This window comes from Burkholderia sp. S171 (assembly GCF_009766085.1).
Lineage (GTDB): Bacteria > Pseudomonadota > Gammaproteobacteria > Burkholderiales > Burkholderiaceae > Caballeronia.
In genome coordinates, this window is the sequence record NZ_LMUF01000010.1 from 23,534 (window position 1) to 47,527 (window position 23,994).

Below are 23,994 nucleotides of genomic sequence, written 5' to 3' on the forward strand. Positions count from 1 at the left end.
CGCAACTGGAATATGTGCGCCGACGTCATTGGGGCCGTTATGCAGCGTCAGCCGTGATTCTGGCGATGATAGTTTATATCGGGCGGGCGTTCGCGCATGGGCAGATCGAATGGCGTTATGTCGCGCGCTTCCTGACGGCTAAATCGATCCTCACGGGCCTCGTCAACACAATCGTCATGACCGTGCTTGCAATGGCGCTGGGTGTCGCGCTGGGCGTCATCACAGCGATCATGCGGTTGTCGACCAACCCGGTGCTGCAGACAGTCGCGCAAGCTTATGTATGGCTTTTTCGCGGCACGCCGGTGATCCTGCAACTGCTGCTGTGGTTCAACCTCGCGCTAGTGTTTCCGTCGATAGGCATCCCCGGTTTCTTCGAGTTTCGCACCGTCGATGTGATGACGCCGTTCCTTGCCGCATTGCTTGGGCTCGGCATCAACCAGGGCGCGTATACATCGGAAGTGGTACGCGCCGGTTTGCTCTCGGTAGACACCGGCCAGTACGAAGCGGCGAAGTCTATCGGCATGCCGAGGCTGCAGGCGCTGCGCCGCGTGATCCTGCCGCAGGCGATGCGCGTGATCGTGCCGCCTATCGGCAATGAACTGGTCGGCATGGTCAAGCTCACGTCGCTCGCGAGCGTGATCCAGTACGCGGAGATGCTGCACAACGCGGAGAACATCTACTATGCCAACGCTCGCGTGATCGAGCTGCTGATGGTCGCGGGTATCTGGTATCTCGTGGTGGTGACGGTGCTGTCGTTCATGCAGTCGCGCGTGGAGCGGTTTTATGCACGCGGCGCGGGTCGTCCGTCGGGCCGGCAATAAACCCGGCCACTGAAAAGGAAAACCATCGTATGAGTTCAATCGATTCAATCGTTCGGGCCGTCGACGTGCGCAAGTCCTACGGCGATTTCAAGGCATTGCAAGGCATCACGCTTGATATTCCGAAAGGCGAAGTGCTGTGCGTGATCGGACCGTCCGGTTCGGGCAAGAGCACATTCCTGCGCTGTATCAACCAGCTTGAAGAGATCAACGACGGCGCGTTGTGGGTCAACGGCGAACGAGTCGGTTACCGGCGTGTCGGGAACAAGCTGTATGCGTTGTCCGAGAAACAGGTCGCGCGTCAGCGGTTGGCGACCGGCATGGTGTTCCAGCGCTTCAATTTGTTTCCGCACAAGACCGTGCTGGAGAACGTGATTGAAGGGCCGGTGCAGGTGCTCAAGCGGCGTCGCTCGGAGGCAATTGAAGAAGCCCGTGCGCTGCTCGAACGCGTCGGCCTTGCTCACAAGTGCGATGCGTTCCCGGTGGAACTATCGGGTGGACAGCAACAGCGCGTGGCCATTGCCCGGGCGCTTGCCATGCATCCGCAACTCATGCTCTTCGATGAACCCACCTCTGCGCTTGACCCGGAACTGGTGGGTGAAGTGCTCGCCGTGATGCGTGACCTCGCCAAGAGCGGTATGACGATGATCGTAGTCACGCATGAACTCGGATTCGCTCGCGAAGTGGCGAATCGCATTGTGTTCATGGATCAAGGGCAAGTGGTGGAGAGCGGCACGCCGGAACAAGTGCTCTCGAATCCTAAGCATCGACGCACGCAGGATTTCATTTCCGCCGTGCTGTCCTGATTTTTTTGTTCGTGGTTCCGGCGTCGCTGGAACCCGGTCTGACTTTTATCTTCAGTGAGTTTCCATGAATGTTTCTCTTCGCGTTCGCCAGCTTGCCGCGCTCGTAACCGGCGCGATGGCGTTGCACATGCCTCTGGCGCATGCCGGGACACCACCGTCTCCGTCTATTGGCAAGAGCACGCTGGTTGCGGCTATCGTGCCGAACTATCCGCCGTTCGAATACAAGGACCCGGCCACTGACAAGCTGATGGGTTTCGATGTCGACTTAGGCGAAGCGATTGCCGCGAAACTTGGCGTCAAGTTGCAGTGGGAAGAGACCGGCTTCGACCAGATGATGAGCGCACTGACCACGCATCGTGTCGATGTGATCCTGTCAGGCATGACCGACCTGCCGTCACGCCGCGAGGCGGTCAACTTCCTCGACTATGTCACGGGCGGTCCGCAGTTCTACACCGTCAAGGCGCGTATCGGCGAATTCGCCAGCATGGACGCGTTGTGCGGGAAAGCAGTGGGCGCGAGCCGCCGTACGTCGTGGCCCGACGACATCGCGACGTGGAGCAACGAGCATTGCCTCAAGGCGGGCAAGAAGCCGATCAATGTGAGTGGCACGAACGGCTCAGCGGATGCACGCGTCCAGTTGCGTCAGGGCCGTATCGACGCAGCGGTGCAGGGCGGCGAAACGCTGCCGTATCAGAACTCGGTGGAGGAGAACGCGTACGCGCCGATCGGCAAGCCGTTCCTGTCGCAGTACAACGGCATTGGCATGGCGAAGGGCAACGCGGCGTTGAATGCGGGACTGACGGAAGCGTTGAACCAGCTGATTGCTGATGGCACGTATCACAAGATTCTGGTGAAGTGGGGCTTGCAGGAACACGCAGTTCAAAAGGCGTTGATCGATGCCAGCAACTGACATTCATCAAGCCGCCCCGCGCTGGCCTGAGGGCCATCGGTCCTGCGTCGCGCTGGCCTTCGACCTCGATGGCCCGACCGGCGACGCCATGCTCGACGGCTCGATCTGGCGCAATCCTGCGTACTTTACGCTGGGCAGCTATGGCCCATGGCGCGCGCTAGGACGGTTGCTCGACATGCTTGACGAGCGTCACGTGCCGGCCACGTTCTTCGTGCCTGCGTGGGTCATTGAAAACTGGCCGGAGCAGTGCGCGGCGATCGTTGCGCGCGGTCACGAGATTGGCTACCACGGCTATAAACACGAAGCGTTCTGGACGCTCGATGCCGACGGCCAACGCGCGGTGATGGAGCGTTCGGCGCAAGTGTTCGACAAGTATCTCGGCATGCGCCCGGTCGGTTTTCGCACGCCGTCGGGCGACTGGGGGCCGGACACGATCCGCGTATTGATGGAAGCGGGCGTACGGTATTCGAGTTCCATGCGTGGCGACGACCGTCCGTATCTGCTGCACGCACCGGGTATAGCCGAACCCATGGTCGAGATTCCCGGCCGCTGGGAAATGGACGATTACGCGTCGCTCGCGTATCACCGCAATCCGAATTTTCCGGCGAGCCTGGATCGTATTGCGAGCTACGACACGACACTCGATAACTGGCGGCGCGAGTTCGATGGTTCACATCGCGATGGCCTTTGCCTGACGACGCTGTTTCATCCGAAGGTGTCGGGCAAGCCAGGCAGGATCGCGTTGCTGGAAAGCCTGATCGATCACATGCAGGCACAGGGCGGCGTGTGGTTCGCCACGTGTCGCGACGTCGCGCAATGGTGGCGTGACAATCACAGTGATATTCACAGTGACACCCATGCCTCACCGACTCCGCAGGAAGCTCCCAGATGAACTCTTTACGCTGGCCGCAGAACGCGCGTTGCGCGGTCGTTGTCACGGTCGACTTCAACGACGAACACGGCATCCTCACGCAAGAACCCAAGATTGCGGGGCGCGAGAAATCTCTATCCGTATGGCGCTATGGCGCGAAGCGCGGGGTCGATCGCGTGCTCGATGCACTCGAGGAATTCGAGGTACGTTCAAGCTGGTTCGTGCCCGGGCGTGTGGCTGAAACGCACGCGGATCTGGTGACACGCATTGATGCGCAGAAGCATGAGATAGCCAACAGCGGTTACGTCTGCGAAGACTTCGATACGCTCACGCTCGATGCGCAAAAAGATGCGTTCAGAAGAGGACAAGCCGCGCTTTCTCAAGTGCTGGGGCGACGTGCACAAGGTTTCCGTTCATTCACCGGCAACTGGGCGCCGGGCTTCGCGGACTTCCTGCGCGATGAAGGTGTGACGTGGTCATCATCGTGGCGTGGGGATGATCTGCCGTACTTTCATCTTCCCGATACAGATACGTTGGCTACGGGATCGCCCCTGGTGGAACTACCGTTGCACTACGAGCTGGAAGACGAACCGTACTTCGCTTACAACCTGTCACCGGCAGTTCCGGTTGGGCAGCCGCGCATTCCTTCGTATCGCGAAGTGCTGAGGAACTGGAAGCATGATTTCGCGGCGTTTCATCGATTCGGATTGTGCTTCGTGCTGAGGCTGCATCCGGAGATTATCGGCACGGCGGGGCGCATTGATGTGCTGCGCGAACTACTCGCCGAAATCCGCTCACGCGACGACGTCTGGTTCGCCACCGGATCGGAGATCGCCGCATGGTGGAATCAGAACGTTGAAACCAACGAGCCCGGTCATCCGGTCGAAGTGTATGCGCGGCATCGGCGGGAGGAAGCGTGAACGCGTCGTCGTTATCGTTATCGCAGCGCTTGGCTGCGTTTGTTGCTGAGACTCCCTTTGACGCGCTTTCCGCACCGGTCGTGCACAAGGCGAAGCGCCATATCCTCGATACTCTCGGCGCTTCGTTGGGCGGCGCGACGGCGGTGGAAGCACGCAGTGTCCGCACTGTCATGGGCATGGGCAGCAGCGGTGACGTAACCGCGTGGGGCACGTCCCACACGTTCAACGCCCGCGACGCAGCGTTCGTCAACGGCGTGGCGGCGCACGCGCTTGAACTCGATGACGCCGGCGGCTGCGATCATTCCGGCGCGGTCGTGCTACCCGCCGCATTCGCCGCGCTTAGCTGCACGCAAAGGCCCGTATCGGGCCGCGAGTTCCTGATGGCGGTCGTGCTCGGCTACGACGTCGGCCGCCGCGTGCTGGAAGCGTGCGGGGGTTATTCGCCTCATAACAACTTTGGCTGGCACTCGACCATGACGTGCGGCGTGTTCGGCTCGGCCGCCGCCTGCTCACGTCTGCTCGGTCTCGATGCCGCGCAGACCGCAGCAGCGTTCGGCCACGCGGCAAGTTTCAGTGGCGGGTTGTGGGGTTTTATCCATGATGCATCGCAGACCAAGCGCATGCATACGGGTCGTGCGGCTGAAGGTGGCTTGCTCGCAGCGCTGCTTGCGCAGCAGGGCGTGAGTGGCCCGACGCAAGTGTTCGAGGACGTGTGGGGCGGTTTCTTCAACGCGTTTGCACGAGACACGCAAACGCCGGATGCGCTGCTTGCAGACCTGGGCGTTATCTGGAAACTCATGCGCTGCTCGATCAAGCCGCACGCGGCGTGCCGCAGCACGCACGCGGCCGTGGATGCCACGCTCGACCTGCTGCACGGACGCGCGGCGGATCTGGACAAGCTCGTTGGGGTGCACGTCAGCCTCAGCGCCTTCGTGAACCAGATGTGCGGTGGCCGAGACCTCCACACGCTCGCTTCCGCGCAGATGAGTCTGCCTTACGCAATCGCCACTGTGCTGGTGAATGGCCATGCAGGAATCGGTGCCTATCTAATCGCGCAGCGTCACGACCCGCGCATCGCAGCGGCAATGCAACGCGTCACGCTCGAAATTGATCCGTCGATGTCCGATCTCGATGAGCCCGTCATCACGCTCGCGCTGTCCGATGCCGAACCGCGTTCGCAGCAAATCAACGTGCCGCTTGGCGACCCGCGCAATCCGGTTTCGGATGCAGCCCTCGCCGATAAATATCGCACGCTGGCCGCCATGACGATTCCGGAAGCGTCAGTGAATGCGCTTGAAACTGCCGTACTCGACCTGGACAATCTCGCCGACGCGCGAACGCTGGCGCAATGGCTGCAAGGCGACGCCGACACAAGACCTGTAGTGCGTTAATCAATACCCCGACCCTCGACCCCGACCTTCCACAAGACCTTTATAAAGGTACGTCTTCCATGAACAAGCTGAACCCGATCCGTGCCGTTTCCAGCCTGATGGCACTGTGTCTGTCGACGTTTCTCTTCGCGAGCGGCGCGCATGCGCAGGCCTTGCCTGATGCCATCGCCAAGTCGAAAGTGATCAAGGTCGCGGTGAATTCCATCTATCCGCCGATGGAATACAAGGATCCGGAAAGCGGCGACCTGGTCGGTTTCGATATCGATCTGGGTAATGCGATTGCCAAGGAACTGGGCGTAAAAATGGACTGGCAGGAGTCGGCGTTCGAGCAACTGTTGCCGTCGCTGGCAACGGGCCGTGTCGATATGATCCTGAGCGGCATGAGCGATGTCCCGGGCCGTCGTGACACTGCCGATTTTCTCGACTACCTGAATTCGGGCGCGCAGTTTTATATCCTCTCGTCGCGTGCGAACGAGATCAAGCAGGCCGTGGATCTCTGCGGCAAGTCGGTTGGCACAAGCCGCAGCACGTCCTTCCCGGCGGACACGGCCGCGTGGAGTACGCAAAATTGCGAGGCGGCCGGCAAGGCCGCCATTACCGTATCCGGGACTGAAGATACCTCCGCTGCACGCATGCAGCTAAAGCAAGGGCGGATCATGGCGGGCGTGCAAGGCAGTGAGACGCTGCCGTATGCCATGAAGCTCGAGCCGAATACCTACAGGCCGATCGGCGAGCCGTTCGCGACGTCGCCCGAAGGCATCGCGTTCGCGAAGTCGAATCCGAAATTGCGTGATGCGGTGCATGGCGCGCTGAATAAACTGATCGCGAACGGGAGCTATGCCGCGATTGTTGCCAAGTGGAATCTGCAATCGAGTGCGGTCAAGCAGGTGACGCTGAACGCGGCAGCACTCAAGTAATCAACTCCCCAATAAATGCGGGTGGCATCGGAGCACCGCGTGAAGTTCATGGTACGTTTAGCGCCTGTCAGAACCTGTCAGGAGTCAGGGTGTCCCGAACTACTCGTTTATTGACCTTGCTGGAGATGCTTCGCGCGAAGCGTGTGCCGGTGACTGCGTCCGAACTCGCGGCGGACCTTGGCGTGTCCGAGCGCACGCTGTATCGCGACATCGCGACGTTGATTGAACAGGGCGCGCCAATACACGGCGAAGCGGGAATAGGGTATGTGCTTAAGCCGGGGTTGTTCCTGCCGCCGCTGATGTTGAGCGAAGACGAGATCGACGCCGTGGTGCTGGGCCTGCGGTACGTGGACCAGCGCGGCGATGATGTTTTGCGTAGGGCCGCCGCTCAGGCGCTAGCGAAGATTGATGCGGTATTGAACGCGTCGGGCAAGGATGCCATGCGTGCTCCGACCGTCCATTCCGGCCCGCCTGTGCCGGACTTTCCCGTTAACGCCGTGCCGCTCGCGAGCTTGCGCGCGGCCATTCGTGGCCAGTGCAAACTGCGGATAGGGTATCTGGACGGGCAAGGCGAGCCGACAGATCGTGTCGTCTGGCCGGTCGTGCTGGGCTTCCTCGACAATGTCCGGATTCTTGGCGCATGGTGCGAAAAGCGCCAGGATTTCCGCAGTTTTCGCACCGACAGGATCGCGTCAGCGGATGAAACCGGCGAGCAATATCCGGGGGCGAGGGCGGTGCTATTGAGTCGGTACCGGACGCATCTGGCGAAGTCGTCGCCTTAGTAGCCAAGCAGCAATTAGCTCAAGGGTAGTGCTTCGTTTACCTATCCCCCGCGCTGATCGCCCGCACCACCTCTTCCGCGCTTTGCGCAACCTGCCCGAAATAAAGTCCGAAGTTCATCATGGCTGCGTCGTGCATTGCCGGGATGCAATCGGCGCACGCGTCCGACACCAGCATGCAACCGAAGCCACGATCCGCCGCGTCCCTCGCCGTGGTCTCCACGCAGCAGCTTGTCACCACGCCTGCGAACACCAGGTTCCTGATCCCCGCCCGGTCCAGCACATTCTGAATCTCGCTGCCATTGAATGCGCCCTGCGTTGTCTTGCGGATCACGGTTTCGCCTTCCAGCGGCGCGACCTCCTCGCGAAATGCATAGTCGGGGTTTCCGGTCCACCAGAGGTCATCGATACCGGCCGCCTGTTCCAGCCTGTGCGTCCAGTCGCGAAACCGCGACGGGCAATCGCGCATGTCGCGGTAAGCGGAGCCGGTTGAAATATGCACGACCGGCATGCCGGCCGCGCGGAAGGCGTCGAGTAACTGGCGAATGGAGGGGATCGTAGTCTGCTCCAGACGCTCCAGGTAATAACGCATCGAACCGGGCTCCACGGCTTCGCATGCCTTCACCCAGCCGCGGCCCGGCGCGGCATCGCTGTATTGGACGTCGACGACGACCAGCGCCGTCGTTTTGCGATCCGTCAGATCGACGAACGGAATGGTCGATGAAAGATCTTCGAAAGCAGTGGATGGTTTCTCTCGCGGGTTCATGCTGGACGATCCTCGGTCGGGGTTAACGTCATGTCATTGTGAATACGCGCATCCTCGATCATCAACACCAAAGCGACGCCCGTTTGCGTTCCGGCGACGCGTCCCGATGCACTCATTCATCGCTAGTGATAAGACGCGCGCGCCGGTGTCGCGAAACATCAAGTGCGCGATTTATGACTCAGTAAATTGAATGGGTCGCGCTTGTGCAAACCGACTCTGAAAGCCTGCCCCGCCGGTCACCCCGACATCGATTTGCCTGGAGAAGAAACGATGAACGTCCCTGCACGCCTCGCTTGTTTGATATTGACTGCCTGTTGCAGCATGACCGCCCACGCGCAAGACCCGGAGGTGTGCCGGACCGTTCATTTTGCGGACATCGGCTGGACCGATATTGCCGCCACCACCGCGCTTGCATCGACCGTGTTCGACGGGCTGGGCTACAAGCCGGTGAAGACCGTGGCATCCATTCCTATCGCGCTCACCGGCATCAAGTCGAAGCAGATCGATGTCTTCCTGGGAGACTGGCAGCCTTCCATGGATCCGGTCGCCGATCCCTTCGTCAAGGCGGGTGCCGTGAAGGTCCTGAGCGCGCCGAACCTCACCGGCGCGAAATATACGCTGGCTGTACCGACCTATGAATACGATGCCGGTCTCAAGTCCTTCGCTGACATTGCCAAGTTCGGCGATAAATTGCAGCACAAGATCTACGGCATCGAACCGGGCAACGACGGCAACGCGCTGGTCAAGAAGATGATCGACGGCAACCAGTTCAACCTGAAGGATTTCAAACTGGTCGAGTCGAGCGAAGCGGGCATGCTGGTCGAAGTGAATCGCGCGGTCAGGAGCCACGAATGGGTGGTCTTTCTCGGTTGGGACCCGCACCCGATGAACATCCAGTTGAAGATGACCTATCTCTCGGGCGGTGACGAAGTATTCGGACCCAACTACGGCGAGGCCAAGGTCTACACGATGGTGCCGCCGGACTATCTCACGCGCTGTCCTAACGCGGGGCAGGTGGTGACGAACCTGAAGTTCACGCCGGGTATTGAGAACCAGGTCATGCAGTCGATCACGACCGACAAGAAGGAACCAAACGTCGCAGCGAAAGAATGGCTGAAGAAAAACTCAGGTGTGCTGACGCAATGGCTCGCGGGCGTGAAGACGTTCGACGGCAAGGATGCGTTACCCGCGATGAAGTCTTACCTCGCTGCACAGTGAGACTGGATGCGCAGCCGGCGATTCATCCGGCTGGCGTAGACGCCGCTACCCGCTGCCGCATCACCGGCGCCTCCCACGATTGCGACCGGTCGCGGCTCGGCGGGCAACCGAACTTCGTTTTATAGACCCGCGAGAAATGTTCGAGTGAATCGAAGCCCGTTGCGGCCGCGACTTGCGACACGCTAAGCTCGGTCTGCTGCAACAGCTTATGCGCGGTGGCGAGTCGCAAGCTGACGTAATAACGAAGCGGGGCGGTCGCGGTGTACTGCTTGAACTGCCGCTCGAGTTGTCGTTTGGACAAACCGACTGCTGCCGCGAGATCTTCACACGAGACCGGCGTGGCGACGGATTCATGCATCAATCGGATTGCCTCGCTGACCTGTTCGTTCATCGGCGCGGCGTCGAGATCGGTTCGGGCAAGCTGGACTTCACTGGTTCCGCGAATGCGCGCGTGCAGCAGATGCTGCGCGATCTCCGCCGCGAGGTCGGTCCCAGCATGCTGCCCGATCCATTCGAGCATCATGTCGATGATCCCGCTGCCGCCCGCGCAAGTGATCAAGCGCGGCTCGATGGTGTAAAGCTGAGTCGTTGCCTTGACGTTGGGATAGGCTTCCTGAAACCCTTCGAGGTTGTCCCAGTGCACGGCAGCCGGGCGGCCGTCGAGAAGCGATGCCGCCGCAAGCATTTCAGTGCCGGTTTCAATCCCGCCAATTTGCGCACCGAACACGCTTTCGCGCCTGAGCCATGCCTTGACCTTGCGATTCTTCGCATGCTTCTTGGGCTCGAAGCTCGCGACCACGAAGATGGTCGAGAACTCGCCGGTCTCGTTCGACACCGGCCGCGTGGGCGCGATCATGCCGTTGGTCGCCTGGACCTGTTCGCCATCAATTGAAAGCACGGTCCATTCGTAGAGCGTGCGTTGACTGAGCCAGTTGGCAATAGCCATCGGCTCGATCACGAGCGCAAGCCCGAGGTTCGAAAACTGCGGCAACACGAGGATGCCCACGCGCCGTGGTGCGGGATGTGTTTGCGAAGCGGACTTGCTCAGCGTGCTCATGGGGACCCCGAGTCTCTTGCCGGATGATCGGATGCACGGGCAAAGCCTGACAATAACGCGTGTAATACGTCGTCAGAGCTACAGGTCGAGCACGAGCCGTGCAGATCGTGCTCTCGATACGCAGACGTAAATTACCGTATTTTGATTTTTTTCGGCATCGGTTTGAACCATGTCACGATGATCAGCTTCTCCCGGGAGCAGCGTCACCGGGCAGGTGGATTCAGGTTTGACATGCATGTTCCTTCACCGCGCTATGACTCTCCCTCTGTTGCGCACGCCAGTCGGCCGGCACCCAGACCGCGGCGCCGGAGGGCGGCAGCGGCGTGCGTCCCATCACGAGGTCGCTGCCCTTCTCGCCGATCATCACGGTCGGCGCGTTAGTGTTGCCGCTCACGATGGTTGGCATGATGGACGCATCGATTACGCGTAGACGGTCCAGGCCATGCACGCGCAGATCGGGTCCTACAACCGCTTCTGCATCGCTTGCCGGTCCCATCTTGCAGGTGCCTGCCGCGTGATAACCCGTCTCCGTGACTTGCCGCGCCCAGGCGTCGAGCGATGCATCGTCATAGGCGGTCGGACCCGGCGTAAGTTCATCGCCTGCGAGTTCGCGCATCGCGTTTTGCGCAATGATCTCCCGCACGAGTCTAGCGCCGGCACGCATGTCCGCGCGATCACGATCAGTCTGCAGATAGTTGAAGATAATCCTGGGTGCAAGGCCCGGATCGTTCGACGCAAGCGTCACCGAGCCGAGACTCGTTGGCCGCATCAGGTCGATATGAACCTGGAACGCATGGGCCGGCACGCTCGACACGCTGCCGGGCTGAACGGCGAGTGGCATGAAGGTGAGTTGCAGGTCAGGATGCTCGACCCCGGCGCGCGAGCGTATAAACGCGCCCGCTTCGAAGTGATTGCTGGCGGCAAAGCCGGAGCGGTTCATGAACCACTGCGCGCCGACCCACCATTTACGCGGCGCGATGGTCCACGGGAAAATCGATACCGGTTTTTTGCACAGGTACTGCACCACCGTATCCGGATGATCTGATAAGCGCCTTCCAACGCCCGGCAGATCGTGGACCGGACGCACACATGCACGGCTGAGTTCATCGGCGGGGCCGATGCCTGAGAGCTGCAACAACTGCGGCGTGTTAATCGCGCCACCGCACAGAAGGACTTCCACGTCCGCGTGGACCTTGACGGTCTCGCCATTGCACGCATACTCGATGCCCGTCGCGCGGTTGTTGCTTACGAGCACACGCAACGCGAGCGCGCCCGTTACAACGGTCACGTTACTCCGTGTCAACGCTTCGGCGAGGTAACCCCGCGCCGTGCTCCAGCGCTCGCCTTTCCACGTGGTTCTATCGACGCGTCCGAAGCCTTCCTGGCGATACCCGTTGACGTCATCGGTACGGCCGTAGCCTGCTTCAACGCCCGCATTGATGAACGCACGTGTCAGCACGGTGTCTGTATTGCCCGCTGTAACGCGTAGATGGCCGCTGTCGCCGTGATAAGCATCCGCGCCGAGCTCATGCTTCTCAGACCGGATGAAGTACGGCAGCACATCGCGATAACGCCAGCCCGTGCAGCCTTGTTCGGCCCAAGCATCGTAGTCGCGGGCGTGGCCACGTATGTACACCATGCCGTTGATCGACGATGAACCGCCGAGCACGCGGCCGCGCGGCGTACCTATGCGGCGCTGGTTAAGGAACGGTTCCGGCTCCGACTGATACTGCCAGTTATAACGGTCTCCGCCGACCACGATACCCATCGCCGAGGGCATGTCGATCGACCAGTTTCGGTTCACCGGACCGGCCTCGAGCAGCAATACCCGCACTTGCGGATCGGCGCTCAGGCGGTTAGCCAACACACAACCGGCCGAGCCCGCGCCGACAATCACATAGTCGTAGCCGCGGCGAATGCTTTGCGTGGACATCGATGGCTTTGCGCTCATTGGATTCCTTGATAGGGCGGAGACAACGTGTTCATTGGCCGTGGATGCCGCTATGGACAAGCGTATGAAAGTGATGCACAAGGTGCTCGCTTTCATTGCTGCGCTCTGCATCGATCACATAGCGCCCCTGGTTATAGCCGACAGAATGCAGGCCCTTTTGTACCGAGATATTCAGCGCGATGTCTTCAGGGCCGAGGTCCGTGTTCATCCAGTCCATGCAGGCCTTCGTGACGTCCGGAACGGTATCGTGCTGGGTGTAGTAGCCGAAGCGCAGCAGCGTCTTTTCCGCTTCCAGGGGGATGATCAGGAAGGTCGCGAGGAACTCGGAAAAGGGGAATGTGTAGAACGTGTTGTGCGGCCAGATACCGATGTTGAAGAAACATTCGTCCGGATTTTTATCGCCGGTCAGTGGCACGCCGTACGCGCTGGTTGCCTGCTTGTTTGCCGGCGCGGCATAGGTCCACCACTTGTCGCGTTGTGTCAGCTTGTAGCCGTCGAAATCGATCAGATCGGCGAGCTCGACATGGCACGGACCCGAGAGCGAAAAGTGATAACCCTCGATGGAGTTATCCATGATGACCTTCCAGTTCGCAGCAACAACCACGTCCTTCTCTTCGAGCAGACGGTAGTTGTCGAGCTTCGGGAATACGCGCTTCATTTCAGCGTCGGCGCCGGGGAAGAGCTCGCTCATCGACGGCGCAAGCGGATCGAGGTTGAAGTAGTAGAAGCCGCCCATTTCCTCAACACGTACGGTCGGGATGTTGTAGCTGCCTGCGTCGAAACCCTTCACCCGATCGCTGCGCGGCGCGTGGCGAAGATTGCCGTCCATTCCGTAGCACCACGAGTGATACGCGCATCGGAACACGCCTATTTGCGTGCCGCGCCGTTCTTCGACCAGACGATTGCCTCGATGCTGGCATACGTTGTGAAACGCATGGACGACGCCATCGGTGCCGCACGCGGCAATCACGCTTTGATCGAAGATATCGGTCATCACGAACTGGCCGGGCTTGCTCAGTTCGCTTGTATGACCGATCACGTGCCATGCCGACATGAAGATCCGGTCGCGCTCCGAGCGGAAGAGGGTGTCGTCGAAGAAATAGCGTGAGGGGAGCGTGAGCGCTTCTTCCGGCTTTTGCTCAAGCCAGCTTTCCGGCGCGACTATGTCTGCTTTCTTCACTACACGAATGGTTTCCATGTGCAGGTTTCCTGTCGGTTTATGGGGGGATGAGGCAAGTGGCGAGCCGCCGTTAGATGAAACTGTAGGGCGGCAAATTCGCGTTGACTTGATTGAAGGCGACATTCGAATGACGCTTTTGATCGTTTATTCGCACCCGTCTGGAATTGACTCGAAATGATTAAATGCGTCTCCGTTAAGTCGCTTTCGATCATGTAGCCGGAAAATGGCCACCTTATAGTCCGCTAGGAATACCGGCATTTGGTTGACCACAACGCGCCCTTACGGAGACTTCATGAATTCCAAACTGCTCTATATAAACGGCGAGTGGACCGAGGCTGGCAGCGGCCGTCGCCGGGACGTCATTGACCCCGCGACCGGCGAAGCAATAGCAAGCGTCGCGCATGCATCGGCGGAGGATGCGCAGCAGGCAATCAGCGCAGCACGCTACGCCTTCGATCACGGCCCGTGGCCTGCTCTGAGCGGCAGCGAACGCGCAGCCCACCTTCGATCGCTGATTGCCGCGCTGAGGGATCACGCTGGCGAGATCGCGGAACTCGAAGCGCTGAACACAGGGAAAACCCTCACGGAGGGCCAGTCGGATGTGAACGACGCGATTGCCGCATTCGATTACTTCGCGCGGTTGATCGGCACGGACTCCGGTGCACTGAACGACGCTGCGCCGAATGTGATCAGCATGACTTTGCGCGAACCGGTGGGCGTATGCGGACTCATTACGCCGTGGAACTATCCGATCCTGCAGGCCGCCTGGAAGCTTGGGCCGGCGCTTGCGGCAGGCAATACCGTTGTGATCAAACCAGCAAGTCTCACACCGCTTTCCACGCACCGCATAGCCGAACTGATCCATGCCTGTGGTTTCCCTAAAGGGGTTTTCAATCTGGTGACCGGAGGCGCGGACGTGGGTGAAGTCTTGGCGTCCAGTATGAGCGTCGATCTGATTTCCCTGACCGGCAGCAATGCAGCAGGCGCGAGCGTGATGAAGGCGGCCACGTCAAACTTCAAACGAATATCGCTGGAACTGGGTGGCAAGAATCCGAACATTGTCTTCGCCGATGCGAACCTTGAGGCAGCCGTCGACCAGGCGCTGAACGCAGCCTTTTTCAACGCTGGGCAAATGTGCTCCGCGGGCTCGCGCCTGTTGCTGGAGCGGCCGATATACGACGCGTTCGTCGAAGCATTGAGTGCACGTATCAACGCGATTCGGCTGGGACACGGATCCCTGGAGAGCACCCAGATGGGCCCCGTTATATCGGCTCAGCAACGCGACCGCGTGTTGGCGCTGGTCGAGGGTGCGGTCGAGGAGGGCGCGCGCGTGTTGTGCGGCGGCAAGTCGCCGTCTGGCATCCCGTTCGATAAAGGCTTCTGGGTAGAGGCCACCTTGCTGGTTGATGTGCACGCATCCATGCGCATCGCCCGTGAGGAGATCTTCGGCCCGGTGATAACCGTGGAATGTTTCGACGGTGAAGACGAGGCGGTTGCGCTCGCCAACGACACCGAATTCGGCCTTGCAAGTGCGTTGTGGACGCAGGACTTCGCCCGAGCGAATCGCGTGTTGCGCCGCTTGCGCGCCGCCACCGTCTGGGTCAACGACTTCAATGTCACGCTCCCGCATGCGCCGTGGGGTGGTTATAAAGCGAGCGGAATTGGCCGCGAACTCTCGCGTGCAGGACTCGATGAATACACCGAATTGAAGCACGCCTATATCAATTTCGAACCCAAGGCCATGGGCTGGTTTTGATCGGCCTCAGAGGGTTTGACAACGCTTGAAAGGAGAGCTTGCCATGCTGGAACATCGTCAGCAACGCGTGGATCTGGCGTGTGTCTTTCGCTGGGCGGTACGCCTCGGCATGCACGAATCCATTGCCAATCACTTCAGCGTCGCGGTCTCAAAGGACGGCGCGCAATTCCTGATTAACCCTCGTGGCAGGCACTTTTCGCGCATCAAGGCGAGCGACCTGCTGCTGGTGGACGCGCACGACACGCAAACTATCGATCGCCCCGACGCGCCCGATATCACCGCATGGGCGCTTCACTCGGCGATCCACAGGCGGCATCGCGAAGCGCGTTGCATTCTGCACGTTCACTCGAAATACGCGACCGTGCTGTCGTGTCTGCAAGACCCGGTGCTGCCACCGCTTGACCAAAACTGCATGCGTTTCTTTGAGCGCGTGGCGATCGATACGGAGTTCGACGGCATGGGCCTGGGCGATGAAGCCGAGCGAGTAAGCGGTGCGCTTGCGGGCAAGCCGGTGCTGCTGATGGGGCAGCATGGCGTGCTGGTGGCCGGGCCGACGATCGCGCAGGCGTTTGACGATCTCTATTACTTCGAGCGTTCATGCGAGACCTACATCACCGCGCTGATGACCGGGCAGCCGTTGCGAATTGCATCGGCTCGCGTGGCGCACAAGACCATGCGTCAATGGGTCGAGGATTATGAAGGTTTCGCGGATCAGCACCTCAGCGAGCTGAAGGCGATACTCGATGAAGAGGGGTCTTCATACGCGCAGTAGGGCGGTGTGGTTGGGTGCCTGGTCGCGGTTATGTCTACTACCAGCTTGCGCGCGCAACAAGCCCTTCTTCATCCGGCGCCCGCCCCCGGCGAGCCTAGATTCCCCAGACCGGATGCTCGCGGCTGGGTGTATCGGCGAGACGGGGGACGGGTTCATTCGCGAACAGGCACGCGCGCGCTGCCTGGTCTGAAGCGCTGAGCACGCAAGCGATGACCCATGTTTAACAACCCGCTTAATTTGCCAATGCGAAACCGATCCGCGCGTGTTATTTTCCAGGAAAACGTAATTCATAAACCTTACTTCCAGGAGAACGCCGATGACCGCCTTAGCCGCCGTTGCCGCCATACTTGCCGCGTTATTAATGGGGGCGATGAGCCCGGGTCCAAGCTTTGTACTAGTCGCACGCAACGCGATCGGCTTGTCGCGTGCAGACGGATTGGCGACCGCACTCGGCATGGGTGTGGGCGGCGTTTTCTTCAGCGGCGTCGCGCTTGCGGGGCTTTATACGCTGCTATCCGCAGTTGAATGGCTGTATGTCGGCTTGAAAGTGGCCGGTGGGCTTTACCTGATCTACATCGCCTCGAAGATCTGGCGCGGAGCGGCTAGTCCGCTGGTCGTAGACGACGGGCGCGACGCGCAAAACCACAACCTGCGTAAATCATTCTGGATTGGCCTCACGACGCAACTCAGCAACCCGAAGACTGCGATCTGGTACGGCAGTATCTTTGCCGCATTGTTGCCGCAACATCCGCCGCTCTGGTGTTACCTGATCCTGCCGCCCATGATCTTCGCGATTGAAGCAGGGTGGTACACCGTTGTCGCCTTGAGTTTCTCCAGCCGTCGTCCGCGTGAGCTTTATCTGCGCGCCAAGAAATGGATCGATCGTTTTGCCGCAGGCGCCATTACTGCGCTTGGCCTTCGATTGATTTTCACCGCGCATAAAGCGGGTATCTGACGGCTACGCAATAACAGCCACTAGCGGACCTTGAGGCTAGTGACTGATCATCCACGGCCGGCCAGCGGCTGTACGCGGCGCCGCTTGCGATTCGGCGGAACGCGGCAGTTTGATCTTGCCCGAGCAGCAACCGCAACCCGCTCCGTGAGCAGACGAACGAACCGGCTCATGCGCTGAACGCTCATTCACTGCATGTGCGGACCGGTTGGCGCCGGAAAGTGAGGATAACTGCGGCGCACTTCGCATGACCCGTATCGACAGGGTGTCGCACGTCGGGCAGCTTGCGGGCGTGTCGCGTTCTGCAATGGTGCGCCTTGCGTCGAAGGGACCGCAATAAGCACATTCAAATTCATACGTTGGCATGCAAGGTCCTCTTGATCGTGATTCCCGACTTGCCGTTGCTCGCCGGGAATCAGGAGAAAAAACGGCTAAAGATCCAGCGACAACGGCAGGTCAATCCCCCCCTTGATATGCTTGATCGGGCCAGCCGAATTCGGGCTGATGTCGAAGTCAAAGATTTGCGTGGGCAGCCATAGTGTTGCGCACGCATTCGGAATGTCAACTACACCGCTTATATGCCCCTGCACTGGCGCCGTGCCAAGTATCGAATAGGCCTGTGCGCGCGAGTAGCCGAACTTGGTCATGTATTCGATCGCGTTCAGACAGGCTTGCCGATACGCCACGTGCACATCGAGATAATGCTGCTGTCCGGCTTCATCGACGGAAATGCCTTCGAAGATCAGGTAGTCGTTATAGTGAGGCGTGATCGGGCTCGGCTTGAAGATCGGGTTCTTGATGCCGTACATCGCCATGCCGCCTTTGATCAGGTTCACTCTCATGTGCACCCAGCCCGCCATTTCAATCGCGCCGCAGAACGTAATCTCGCCATCGCCCTGACTGAAATGCAGGTCGCCGACAGACAAGCCCGCGCCATCCACATACACCGGGAAGTAGATCTTCGAACCACGTGAGAGATCCTTGATGTCGCAATTGCCGCCGTGTTCGCGCGGGGGCACCGTGCGTGCGCCCGTTGCGGCGGCGGTGTCCCGCGCGGACCCTTGAAGCTTGCCCATGTGAGCGGTCGGCGCGAACGGCGCATTCGCGAGCGGCGGCACACGGTCAGGTTGCGTCGCGATAAAACCGATCTCGCGGTCGTTCCAGGTTTCAAGCAGCTTCGGGTCCGGCAGGCAACCGATCAGCCCCGGATGAATCAGCCCTGCGAAACTGACGCCGGGAATATGACGCGAGTCGGTAAAGAGTCCGTGAAAATCCCAGATACTTTTCTGCGCGTGCGGGAAATGCTCGGTCAAGAAACCGCCGCCATTCTGCTTCGAAAAAAAGCCGTTGAAACCCCATTGGCTTTCCGCCTTGGTGCCTATATCGAGCAGGTCGACCACCAGCAGATCGCCCGGTTCGGCACCGTGAACACCGACTGGTCCGGAGAGAAAGTGGACGATCGACAAGTCGATGTCGCGCACGTCATCAGCGGAGTCGTCGTTCTTGATGAAACCGCCGGTCCAATCGTAGGTTTCCAGAACGAAGTCGTCGCCGGGTTTGACCCAGCACGCCATTGGAATATCCGGATGCCAGCGGTTGTGAACCTGCTCGTTGTCGAACGCGGACTGTTTCAGGTCGACCTTGATGAGCGTATCGGGCATGTAACTCTCCTTTTATAAGTACCGGCTGCACCGGCGAACAAATGGTTTTCTCTTCAGTCTTCAACACCGCTTTGGGTCGATCTCAAACGGACAGGAACTGCCGGATGCGGGTCGTATCGATAGCATCGCGCGGGCTTTCATGCACCAGCCGGCCGCCTTCGATCACGAAGAGCCGGTCCGCCACGTCCATCGCGAAGCTCAAAACCTGCTCGGAGACCACGATCGTGATCTCGCGCAGCTTGCGGATCTCGTGCAGCGCCCGCGCAATGTCCTTGATGACCGATGGCTGAATGCCTTCGGTCGGTTCGTCGAGCAGCAGCACCTTGGGTTCGCTGACAAGCGCGCGGGCTATGGCGAGCTGCTGTTGTTGCCCACCTGACAAATTGCCGCCCTTGCGGTTGCGCATTTCATAGAGCACGGGGAAGAGCGCGTAGATTTCATCGGGAATCCTTCGCGTTTTTATCTGCTCCATCCCGGTCCGGATGTTCTCCTCCACGCTCAGCGAAGAAAATATCTGCCGTCCTTGCGGCACATAAGCCAGTCCTTTGGCGACGCGCCGGAAGCTTTCATCCTTCGATACATCCGCGCCGTCCAGTTCAATCGCGCCGCCTTTCACGGGCAACACGCCCATCAGCGCCTTGAAGAGCGTGGTCTTGCCCATGCCGTTGCGGCCCATGATCGCCACGATCTCGTTACGGGCCGCCTCAAACGAGACGCCATGCAGCGCTTCGCTTTGTCCGTAGCTCACGAATATGTCTTTTACGTGCAACATGGCCGAAGCCTCCTCAGTCACCAATCCTCAATGTCCCAGATACACGTCGATCACGCGCGGGTCGTTCTGCACCTGGTCCATCGGACCTTCGGCGAGAATCTTTCCCTGATGCATTACGGTGACCTTGTGCGCGATCCTCGCGACGAACTCCATGTCGTGTTCTATGACGATCATCGACCGGTTCTGGCAGATTTTTGTAAGTAGCTCCGCCGTGATTTCCCGTTCACGCACGCTCATTCCCGCGATAGGTTCGTCAAGCATCAACAACTCAGGGTCCTGCATCAGCAACATGCCGATCTCGAGCCATTGCTTCTGACCATGCGAAAGCAGCCCGGCTTCGGTCGGCAACAACGCAGCCAGTCCGATCTCCTCAGCCACTTCCTGCACCCGCTCGCGAACGTCCTCGGTGCAGCGGAAAGTCAGCGCGCCGAACACGCCGCGTCCACGCGGAAACGACACCTCCAGGTTCTGGAACACGCTCAGGTTTTCATAGATGGAGGGCGTCTGGAACTTGCGCCCGATACCCGCCCGCACGATACGGAACTCGGCCATCGAGGTCATCTCGACGTTCTTGAATTTGATCGATCCGGCGCTTGCTGCGGTACGCCCGCAGATCAGGTCGAGCAAGGTCGTCTTGCCCGCGCCATTCGGTCCGATCACGACCCGCAGTTCGCCGCGATCCACATAAAGATTGAGGGCATCGATAGCCTTGAACCCGTCGAAGGAGACGCTCAGGTCTTCGACCGCTAGCAGGAAGTCGGTATTGCTCATCACGGGCTCCCGAGGGTGGAGCGACTGCGGCTATTTCTACCGAGCCGGCGCAACAAGTTGGCCAGGCGCGGTTTCACATGCGTCTCGTACAGACCCGCGAGGCCATCGGGGAAAGCCATCACCACGCCTATGTAGAGCGCCGCCATCAGCAGAAGCCACAGGTTCGGAAAGCTCTCGGAAAAGTAGGTCCGCCCGAAGTTCACGAGCAGCGTGCCGTACACCGCGCCGACCAGCGACATGCGCCCGCCAACAGCCGCATAGATCACCATTTCGACCGACGGCACGATGCCGACGAACGACGGTGACATGAACCCGACCTGCAGCGTGAACATCGCGCCACCGATAGCGGAGAGCAGCGCGGCGAGACAGAACGCGAAGACCTTGAACATGGCGACGTCGTAGCCGGAGAAGCGCACGCGGTCTTCCTTGTCGCGCATCGCGAGCAGCAGCGTGCCGAGTTTGCTCGTCTGCACCAGCCGGCAGAACAGGATGGCGACCAACAGAAGCACGGCATTGACGAAGTACAGGATGATCTTTGCGGAGTCGGGACGGATGTCCCAGCCGAGCATGGTCTTGAGGTCGGTGATGCCGTTTACGCCGCCCGTATAACCCTGCTGGCCGATGATCAGCACCGAGAGAATCAGCGCGATGGCCTGCGTGATGATCGCGAAATACACGCCGCCCACGCGACGCTTGAACATTGCGAAGCCGATCACAAAAGCGAGCGCGGTCGGAATGATCAGCACGGCTGCAATCGCGAAAGGCAAATGCTCGAAGGGCTTCCAGAACCACGGCAACGCCTTGAGCTGGTTCCAGTCCATGAAGTCGGGAATGCCGGGTGTCGACTGTATTTTCGTGCTGACGGGGTCCGAGGCTTCGAGCTTGAGAAACATCGCCATGCAGTAGCCGCCGAGCCCGAAAAATACGCCTTGGCCGAGACTCAGTACTCCGGCGTATCCCCACGCCATGACGAGGCCGATAGCGACAAATGCATAGGTCAGGTACTTGCCGACCAGGTTGAGACGGAAAACGTCGAGCATCAGCGGCATGACCACCAGCAGAACGAGTGCCAGCAGCACAAAGCTGCCGAAGCCCCTGTAGGCCAGCCAGTCACGCAGCGCAGCGAGTCGCGATGGAGCGGCAGCGGGTGGCGAATCGGTAACGCGGTTCATGGCGAACTCCGGTAAGAGGGGGCAGGTTCAGCAGGCTTAGACACGCCGCACCTTTGAAGCGAAAAGTCCCTGCGGACGTGCCATGAGGATCAGCACGACGGTGAGCAACGTAACCACACGAGCCGACGAACCAGAGAGGAAAAACTCGCTGATGGATTGGGTCTGCGCGATGCCGAAGGCGGACGCAACGGTCCCAAGCAAGCTGGCCGCGCCGCCGAATGTCACTACGAGGAAAGAGTCGACTATGTACAGCGAGCCGCTCGTGGGACCCGTCGAGCCGATGGTCGTGAACGCCGCGCCGGCGACTCCCGCCATGCCGCAACCAATCGCGAACGTGAGCCGGTCAGTGCGTTTCGTATCGATGCCGGCGGCGTTGGCCATCGTCCGGTTGTTGACGGTAGCGCGCACCCGTAAGCCCCAGCGTGAGCGATACATCGCGATCAGCACACCGCTCGTCAGCACGATGGCGAGGCACATCACGAACAGGCCGTTGATCGGGATGTCGAGACCCGGTGCCGGTGACCACGATCCCATCAGCCAGTCGGGCAGCGTCGGGCTGACTTCCTTCGGGCCGAAGGTCGAGCGGAACATCTGTTGCATCGCGAGGCTCAGGCCCCAGGTCGCGAGCAGGGTGTCCAATTGACGCCGGTACAAGTGCCGGATCAGCAGCCATTCCACGATCCACCCGAACACGAACGCAATCGCGAACGCAGCCACAATGGCGAGTGGCAGGAACGTATTGGTGGCGACGACGCCCATCAACTCGGCCCACTTCGAGAAGACGTACACCGTGTACGCGCCGATAGTCATGAACTCGCCGTGCGCCATGTTGATGACGCCCATCTGCCCGAAGATCACGGCGAGCCCGAGTCCCATCAACAGCAACACGCTAAAAAGGCTCAGGCCGGCGAAGCCCTGCATCAGCGTAATGTTCAGAATATCGGTGGCCGACATGGCGGAATCCTTGGTAGCAACTTGGCCGGTGTGGCACACCTGTTCGTGCGCCACACAGACGACTAACGACTGAGGGATTGACTTACTGGTAACCCTTCGGGAACGGATTCGGTTCGATCAGATCCGGCGACTCCGCGACCACCTTGAACTGCCCGTCCGGTTGCGCCATGCCAATGCGCGTGCGGCTCCACAAGTGATGGTTCGGGTGGATCTTCACGTAGCCTTCGGGCGCTGTTTTCAATTCGATGCCGGGGGACGCGGCCACGACCTTGTCGACATCGAAACTGCCCGCTTTTTCGCACCCGGCTTTCCATAGCCAAGGCCCCAGATAGGCCGCCTGCGTGACGTCGCCAATCACGGACTTGGGTCCGTACTTCGCCTTGAACGCGGAGACGAACGCCTTGTTATTGGCGTTGTCGAGCGACTCGAAATACTTCATTGCCGAATAGAAACCGGCGAAGTTTTCCCCGCCGATGCCGAGCACTTCGTCCTCGGTCACCGAGATGGTCAGCAGGAATTGTTTGTCGGCGGTAATGCCGGCCGCTTTCAATTGTTTATAGAACGCGACGTTCGAACCGCCGACGATAATTGCGTAGATGCAATCGGGCTTGGCGATCTTGATCTTGTTGATGAGTGAGTTGAAATTCGTCTGACCGAGCGGGTAATACTCTTCACCGACGACCTTGAGGTGCAGATGGTCCTCAATATGTTTGCGGGCAATTTTGTTCGACGTGCGCGGCCAGATGTAATCCGATCCGATCAGGAAAAACGACTTCGCTTTTTTCGTCTCCGATGCCCAGTTAAGTCCCCACAGAATTTGCTGGGTCGCTTCCTGGCCGGTGTAGAAGACGTTCTTCGATTGTTCGAGCCCTTCGTAGAATGTCGGGTAATACAGCAGGCCGTTGTCACGCTCGAAGATCGGCAGTACAGCCTTTCGCGACGCCGATGTCCAGCAGCCGAACACGCACGCAACGTGATCGTTCTCCAGCAGCTTCTTCGACTTCTCCGCAAAGGTCGGCCAGTCGGACGCGCCATCTTCCTGAATGATCTTGATCTTGCGGCCCAGCACGCCGCCCGCTGCGTTGATCTGGTCGATCGCGAGACGCTCGGCCTGGATCGAGCCGGTCTCGGAGATCGCCATGGTGCCCGTGGCGGAATGGAGCTGGCCGACGGTGACTTCGGTATCGGTGACGGCGAGCTTGGTCGTGTTCACCTGGGCAGTCGACATCGACTGGCCGAAGGCGAAAGCGGGCGCGGCAAGAGCCGGCGCGGCGGCAAGCCCGAGCAGCAGCTTGCGGCGGCGCTGGGAGATCATCTCCCTGCTGTCGGGTGAGCTGGCTGCATCGGGTGCGTCGTGCTGGTCGTCAAAAGGCATGGGTCATTCTCCTTGGAGGCTCGGGGTAGGCGGCGTGGGTTTGTTCCGACGCGGGTGACGTCGCGCTGGCATGGGGCAGAAGTTAAGTGGCCGATACGCGCACCGAAATACGTCTTTTGACGTACAGCGCGGGTATTTATGGATCGCTAGACTCATGACGCGAGATCGTGACGCGACGCGTGCAAGGTGAGGTTCAGGACTTCATCGCCGTGTCATCACGCACTG

General features: G+C 60.0%; 23 protein-coding genes and 1 pseudogene. 12 read left to right on the forward strand and 12 right to left on the reverse strand.

Annotation, left to right across the window (positions count from 1 at the left end; all coding sequences use genetic code 11):
* Window positions 1-65 precede the first annotated feature (65 nt).
* From GSQ93_RS05820 to GSQ93_RS05855, 8 genes are all read left to right on the forward strand, one after another.
* Complete coding sequence (locus GSQ93_RS05820) at window positions 66-821, forward strand: amino acid ABC transporter permease (RefSeq protein WP_254073792.1); 756 nt, start codon at window positions 66-68, stop codon at window positions 819-821.
* Between the two features lie 29 nt (window positions 822-850).
* Window positions 851-1,624 (forward strand): amino acid ABC transporter ATP-binding protein, encoded by a 774-nt coding sequence (locus GSQ93_RS05825; protein WP_174254584.1) that lies wholly within the window; start codon window positions 851-853, stop codon window positions 1,622-1,624.
* Between the two features lie 64 nt (window positions 1,625-1,688).
* A complete protein-coding gene (locus GSQ93_RS05830; protein WP_158934683.1) occupies window positions 1,689-2,534 on the forward strand; it encodes an ABC transporter substrate-binding protein in 846 nt (281 codons plus the stop codon).
* Window positions 2,521-3,426 carry a polysaccharide deacetylase gene (locus GSQ93_RS05835; RefSeq protein WP_158934684.1) on the forward strand — a complete coding sequence of 302 codons (906 nt, stop codon included), beginning with the start codon at window positions 2,521-2,523 and terminating at the stop codon, window positions 3,424-3,426. The genes GSQ93_RS05830 and GSQ93_RS05835 overlap by 14 nt, the downstream gene beginning before the upstream one ends.
* Window positions 3,423-4,325: a polysaccharide deacetylase gene (locus GSQ93_RS05840; RefSeq protein ID WP_158934685.1), complete on the forward strand. Its 903-nt coding sequence runs from the start codon at window positions 3,423-3,425 to the stop codon at window positions 4,323-4,325. Before GSQ93_RS05835 ends, GSQ93_RS05840 begins: the two co-directional genes overlap by 4 nt.
* Window positions 4,322-5,716 carry an MmgE/PrpD family protein gene (locus GSQ93_RS05845; protein ID WP_158934686.1) on the forward strand — a complete coding sequence of 465 codons (1,395 nt, stop codon included), beginning with the start codon at window positions 4,322-4,324 and terminating at the stop codon, window positions 5,714-5,716. The genes GSQ93_RS05840 and GSQ93_RS05845 overlap by 4 nt, the downstream gene beginning before the upstream one ends.
* Before the next feature lie 59 nt (window positions 5,717-5,775).
* Window positions 5,776-6,633, forward strand: a complete 858-nt coding sequence (locus GSQ93_RS05850) for an ABC transporter substrate-binding protein (protein WP_158934687.1) — start codon at window positions 5,776-5,778, stop codon at window positions 6,631-6,633.
* An 89-nt stretch (window positions 6,634-6,722) separates the two neighbouring features.
* The gene (locus GSQ93_RS05855; RefSeq protein ID WP_158934688.1) at window positions 6,723-7,415 is read left to right on the forward strand and encodes a YafY family protein; all 693 of its coding nucleotides are present in this window, start codon (window positions 6,723-6,725) and stop codon (window positions 7,413-7,415) included.
* Window positions 7,416-7,452: 37 nt separating this feature from the next.
* Here GSQ93_RS05855 and GSQ93_RS05860 read toward each other — a convergent pair whose 3' ends face one another.
* Window positions 7,453-8,178 carry a cysteine hydrolase family protein gene (locus GSQ93_RS05860; protein WP_158934689.1) on the reverse strand — a complete coding sequence of 242 codons (726 nt, stop codon included), beginning with the start codon at window positions 8,176-8,178 and terminating at the stop codon, window positions 7,453-7,455.
* Window positions 8,179-8,448: 270 nt separating this feature from the next.
* Between GSQ93_RS05860 and GSQ93_RS05865 the strand changes: the two genes are divergently transcribed.
* The gene (locus GSQ93_RS05865) at window positions 8,449-9,396 is read left to right on the forward strand and encodes a choline ABC transporter substrate-binding protein (protein WP_158934690.1); all 948 of its coding nucleotides are present in this window, start codon (window positions 8,449-8,451) and stop codon (window positions 9,394-9,396) included.
* A 22-nt stretch (window positions 9,397-9,418) separates the two neighbouring features.
* Here GSQ93_RS05865 and GSQ93_RS05870 read toward each other — a convergent pair whose 3' ends face one another.
* The 4 genes and pseudogenes from GSQ93_RS05870 to GSQ93_RS05880 form a co-directional block, all read right to left on the reverse strand.
* Entirely contained in the window at window positions 9,419-10,453 is a 1,035-nt protein-coding gene (locus tag GSQ93_RS05870; protein WP_254073773.1) for a GlxA family transcriptional regulator, read from the reverse strand.
* A 78-nt stretch (window positions 10,454-10,531) separates the two neighbouring features.
* Window positions 10,532-10,669: pseudogene (locus GSQ93_RS38645) on the reverse strand (oxidoreductase); the annotation flags it as partial.
* Between the two features lie 4 nt (window positions 10,670-10,673).
* Window positions 10,674-12,404 (reverse strand): choline dehydrogenase, encoded by a 1,731-nt coding sequence (locus GSQ93_RS05875; RefSeq protein ID WP_216857577.1) that lies wholly within the window; start codon window positions 12,402-12,404, stop codon window positions 10,674-10,676.
* Between the two features lie 31 nt (window positions 12,405-12,435).
* Complete coding sequence (locus GSQ93_RS05880) at window positions 12,436-13,602, reverse strand: aromatic ring-hydroxylating dioxygenase subunit alpha (RefSeq protein ID WP_158934691.1); 1,167 nt, start codon at window positions 13,600-13,602, stop codon at window positions 12,436-12,438.
* A 274-nt stretch (window positions 13,603-13,876) separates the two neighbouring features.
* Here GSQ93_RS05880 and GSQ93_RS05885 point away from each other — a divergent pair, with 274 nt between their 5' ends.
* The 3 genes from GSQ93_RS05885 to GSQ93_RS05895 all read left to right on the forward strand — a co-directional run bounded on the left by GSQ93_RS05885 (window position 13,877) and on the right by GSQ93_RS05895 (window position 17,067).
* Window positions 13,877-15,340, forward strand: coding sequence for an aldehyde dehydrogenase family protein (locus tag GSQ93_RS05885; protein ID WP_158934692.1), 1,464 nt, complete (start codon window positions 13,877-13,879; stop codon window positions 15,338-15,340).
* Window positions 15,341-15,383: 43 nt separating this feature from the next.
* A complete protein-coding gene (locus GSQ93_RS05890) occupies window positions 15,384-16,112 on the forward strand; it encodes a class II aldolase and adducin N-terminal domain-containing protein (RefSeq protein ID WP_158934693.1) in 729 nt (242 codons plus the stop codon).
* A gap of 316 nt (window positions 16,113-16,428) precedes the next feature.
* Complete coding sequence (locus tag GSQ93_RS05895) at window positions 16,429-17,067, forward strand: LysE family translocator (RefSeq protein WP_158934694.1); 639 nt, start codon at window positions 16,429-16,431, stop codon at window positions 17,065-17,067.
* A gap of 36 nt (window positions 17,068-17,103) precedes the next feature.
* Here GSQ93_RS05895 and GSQ93_RS05900 read toward each other — a convergent pair whose 3' ends face one another.
* The 7 genes from GSQ93_RS05900 to urtA form a co-directional block, all read right to left on the reverse strand.
* The gene (locus tag GSQ93_RS05900; protein ID WP_158934695.1) at window positions 17,104-17,430 is read right to left on the reverse strand and encodes an FmdB family zinc ribbon protein; all 327 of its coding nucleotides are present in this window, start codon (window positions 17,428-17,430) and stop codon (window positions 17,104-17,106) included.
* A 65-nt stretch (window positions 17,431-17,495) separates the two neighbouring features.
* On the reverse strand, window positions 17,496-18,725 hold the full coding sequence (gene fmdA, locus GSQ93_RS05905; protein ID WP_158934696.1) for a formamidase: 1,230 nt from the start codon (window positions 18,723-18,725) through the stop codon (window positions 17,496-17,498).
* A gap of 82 nt (window positions 18,726-18,807) precedes the next feature.
* Complete coding sequence (gene urtE / locus GSQ93_RS05910) at window positions 18,808-19,497, reverse strand: urea ABC transporter ATP-binding subunit UrtE (protein WP_158934697.1); 690 nt, start codon at window positions 19,495-19,497, stop codon at window positions 18,808-18,810.
* A 27-nt stretch (window positions 19,498-19,524) separates the two neighbouring features.
* Window positions 19,525-20,268, reverse strand: coding sequence for an urea ABC transporter ATP-binding protein UrtD (gene urtD, locus GSQ93_RS05915; RefSeq protein WP_158934698.1), 744 nt, complete (start codon window positions 20,266-20,268; stop codon window positions 19,525-19,527).
* Window positions 20,268-21,440 (reverse strand): urea ABC transporter permease subunit UrtC, encoded by a 1,173-nt coding sequence (gene urtC / locus GSQ93_RS05920; protein ID WP_158934699.1) that lies wholly within the window; start codon window positions 21,438-21,440, stop codon window positions 20,268-20,270. The genes urtD and urtC overlap by 1 nt, the downstream gene beginning before the upstream one ends.
* A 36-nt stretch (window positions 21,441-21,476) precedes the next feature.
* Window positions 21,477-22,394: an urea ABC transporter permease subunit UrtB gene (gene urtB / locus GSQ93_RS05925; RefSeq protein WP_158934700.1), complete on the reverse strand. Its 918-nt coding sequence runs from the start codon at window positions 22,392-22,394 to the stop codon at window positions 21,477-21,479.
* A gap of 82 nt (window positions 22,395-22,476) precedes the next feature.
* Window positions 22,477-23,709, reverse strand: a complete 1,233-nt coding sequence (gene urtA, locus GSQ93_RS05930) for an urea ABC transporter substrate-binding protein (RefSeq protein WP_158934999.1) — start codon at window positions 23,707-23,709, stop codon at window positions 22,477-22,479.
* Between the last annotated feature and the right edge of the window lie 285 nt (window positions 23,710-23,994).

Excerpts from the sequence above, each read along its gene's own strand:
- GSQ93_RS05825 (WP_174254584.1), top strand. The coding sequence starts at position 851 with ATGAGTTCAATCGATTCAATCGTTCGGGCCGTCGACGTGCGCAAGTCC.
- urtE (WP_158934697.1), bottom strand. The coding sequence starts at position 19,497 with ATGTTGCACGTAAAAGACATATTCGTGAGCTACGGACAAAGCGAAGCG.
- GSQ93_RS05895 (WP_158934694.1), top strand. The coding sequence starts at position 16,429 with ATGACCGCCTTAGCCGCCGTTGCCGCCATACTTGCCGCGTTATTAATG.
- fmdA (WP_158934696.1), bottom strand. The coding sequence starts at position 18,725 with ATGCCCGATACGCTCATCAAGGTCGACCTGAAACAGTCCGCGTTCGAC.
- GSQ93_RS05880 (WP_158934691.1), bottom strand. The coding sequence starts at position 13,602 with ATGGAAACCATTCGTGTAGTGAAGAAAGCAGACATAGTCGCGCCGGAA.
- urtD (WP_158934698.1), bottom strand. The coding sequence starts at position 20,268 with ATGAGCAATACCGACTTCCTGCTAGCGGTCGAAGACCTGAGCGTCTCC.
- GSQ93_RS05840 (WP_158934685.1), top strand. The coding sequence starts at position 3,423 with ATGAACTCTTTACGCTGGCCGCAGAACGCGCGTTGCGCGGTCGTTGTC.
- GSQ93_RS05890 (WP_158934693.1), top strand. The coding sequence starts at position 15,384 with ATGCTGGAACATCGTCAGCAACGCGTGGATCTGGCGTGTGTCTTTCGC.
- GSQ93_RS05860 (WP_158934689.1), bottom strand. The coding sequence starts at position 8,178 with ATGAACCCGCGAGAGAAACCATCCACTGCTTTCGAAGATCTTTCATCG.
- GSQ93_RS05885 (WP_158934692.1), top strand. The coding sequence starts at position 13,877 with ATGAATTCCAAACTGCTCTATATAAACGGCGAGTGGACCGAGGCTGGC.
- GSQ93_RS05870 (WP_254073773.1), bottom strand. The coding sequence starts at position 10,453 with ATGAGCACGCTGAGCAAGTCCGCTTCGCAAACACATCCCGCACCACGG.
- GSQ93_RS05820 (WP_254073792.1), top strand. The coding sequence starts at position 66 with ATGATAGTTTATATCGGGCGGGCGTTCGCGCATGGGCAGATCGAATGG.
- urtC (WP_158934699.1), bottom strand. The coding sequence starts at position 21,440 with ATGAACCGCGTTACCGATTCGCCACCCGCTGCCGCTCCATCGCGACTC.
- GSQ93_RS05875 (WP_216857577.1), bottom strand. The coding sequence starts at position 12,404 with ATGAGCGCAAAGCCATCGATGTCCACGCAAAGCATTCGCCGCGGCTAC.
- GSQ93_RS05830 (WP_158934683.1), top strand. The coding sequence starts at position 1,689 with ATGAATGTTTCTCTTCGCGTTCGCCAGCTTGCCGCGCTCGTAACCGGC.
- GSQ93_RS05865 (WP_158934690.1), top strand. The coding sequence starts at position 8,449 with ATGAACGTCCCTGCACGCCTCGCTTGTTTGATATTGACTGCCTGTTGC.
- GSQ93_RS05900 (WP_158934695.1), bottom strand. The coding sequence starts at position 17,430 with ATGCCAACGTATGAATTTGAATGTGCTTATTGCGGTCCCTTCGACGCA.
- GSQ93_RS05850 (WP_158934687.1), top strand. The coding sequence starts at position 5,776 with ATGAACAAGCTGAACCCGATCCGTGCCGTTTCCAGCCTGATGGCACTG.
- GSQ93_RS05835 (WP_158934684.1), top strand. The coding sequence starts at position 2,521 with ATGCCAGCAACTGACATTCATCAAGCCGCCCCGCGCTGGCCTGAGGGC.
- urtA (WP_158934999.1), bottom strand. The coding sequence starts at position 23,709 with ATGATCTCCCAGCGCCGCCGCAAGCTGCTGCTCGGGCTTGCCGCCGCG.
- urtB (WP_158934700.1), bottom strand. The coding sequence starts at position 22,394 with ATGTCGGCCACCGATATTCTGAACATTACGCTGATGCAGGGCTTCGCC.